The organism is Oleiphilus sp. HI0132 (genome assembly GCF_001635845.1).
Map to the genome: position 1 here is coordinate 1 of NZ_LWGJ01000248.1, position 1,370 is coordinate 1,370.

General features: G+C 45.2%; 2 protein-coding genes. One reads left to right on the top strand and one right to left on the bottom strand.

The window, feature by feature from the left end; genetic code table 11:
* Positions 1-9: 9 nt before the first annotated feature.
* Positions 10-504, bottom strand: coding sequence for a DUF6586 family protein (locus tag A3766_RS03095; RefSeq protein ID WP_068552970.1), 495 nt, complete (start codon positions 502-504; stop codon positions 10-12).
* A 223-nt stretch (positions 505-727) separates the two neighbouring features.
* On the opposite strand from A3766_RS03095, the gene A3766_RS03100 reads away from it, so the two are divergent.
* A partial coding sequence (locus tag A3766_RS03100; protein WP_156508644.1) for a response regulator occupies positions 728-1,370 on the top strand: 643 nt, incomplete at its 3' end.

A 1,370-nucleotide genomic window follows, 5' to 3' on the forward strand; every position in this document is an offset into this window, starting at 1 on the left:
CGGCCTTCTTTACCATTCTGTTTGTTGCTCTCGCCTTTGCTGAATATAAGTTTTTACTTCTTCAATAAGTTCTAACAAAGTCAGCTCTCTATCACCTTCAATAGCTGTCTCGGTCAAATTAATAACCTCAATTCGAGGCACACTTGCTTCTGTGCTAGCTGCTTGCCTAGAATGCGGCGAATTTTCTCTGTAGAGCAGAGGGTCAACAGATAAAGCCAACAAGCGTTGATACCAACTTCCTTGCTCCTGCTTCTGCGCAAACAGGAACTGGCAATCGGGCATATTCTGCGCCAATTCTGAAGACTCATCTTGCAAGGCGTCAGCAGGGATCTTTAAATAGGCTGATAATTCTTCTAGCCAGGCTTCCCAGGCATACTTCAAACTCAAACTAGCGCCAACAACGGCAGCCTGTGCAAGCGCAGCATTAGTACTTGTCTCTGCCTGCTTTGCTTGTGTTTGTGCTGCATACAAATAAGTGTTCACCCTGCTCTTAATATCACTCACCTAAAAGACTCCGTCGACACACACTTACAGCCCAGAAACCCTGTTAAATTGGATTTCCAGACTAATACCTGAGACTAATAAACGCTCCAGTATACCCCATTCAGAGCATGGGGTCATGACTGCTCTGAATATGGAACTTTAATTATCCTGAAGACTTGCTGAATGGGCATTCATGCACTTTAATTAGTAATCATAAATACATCCCGTGGAAAGACCTTTTCATATGACAACACGCGTCCTGATCTGCGACGACTCCAGCGTAGCTAGAAAGCAAATGGCGAGAACCTTGCCAAGTGACTGGGAAATAGAAGTTTCATTTGCGAAACATGGTGAAGAAGCATTGGCAGCCATTAAAGAGGGTTTGGGAGACATTATGTTTCTCGACCTCAACATGCCAGTCATGGATGGTTATGAAACCTTAGAGCAGATTCAGAAACAAGATTTGCCAACGATGGTAATTGTCGTATCAGGAGATATTCAACCTGAAGCACATGAACGCGTTAAGGCTCTAGGCGCAATCGACTTCATTAAGAAACCTACTTCGACTGAAGCGCTCACAGAGCTACTTGAGAAATTTGGCCTTTACAGAGCACCAGAGCCCTCAGCCGCTCCTGCTACGCCTGCAAGAGCACCGATAATTAAGAAAGGTGAAATCGGCAATATTGGCACCCGCGACTGCATGCAAGAAATAGCGAATGTCGCAATGGGACAAGCAGCTGACCTACTCGCTCGGCTTTTGAAAGTCTTCGTAAAACTGCCTATACCAAACGTTAACTTGCTCGAAGTTAGTGAGTTAGAAATGGCCTTATCACTCACCGAGCAACAAGACACCTACTCTGCCGTTTGCCAAGGTTTTATCGGTTCGG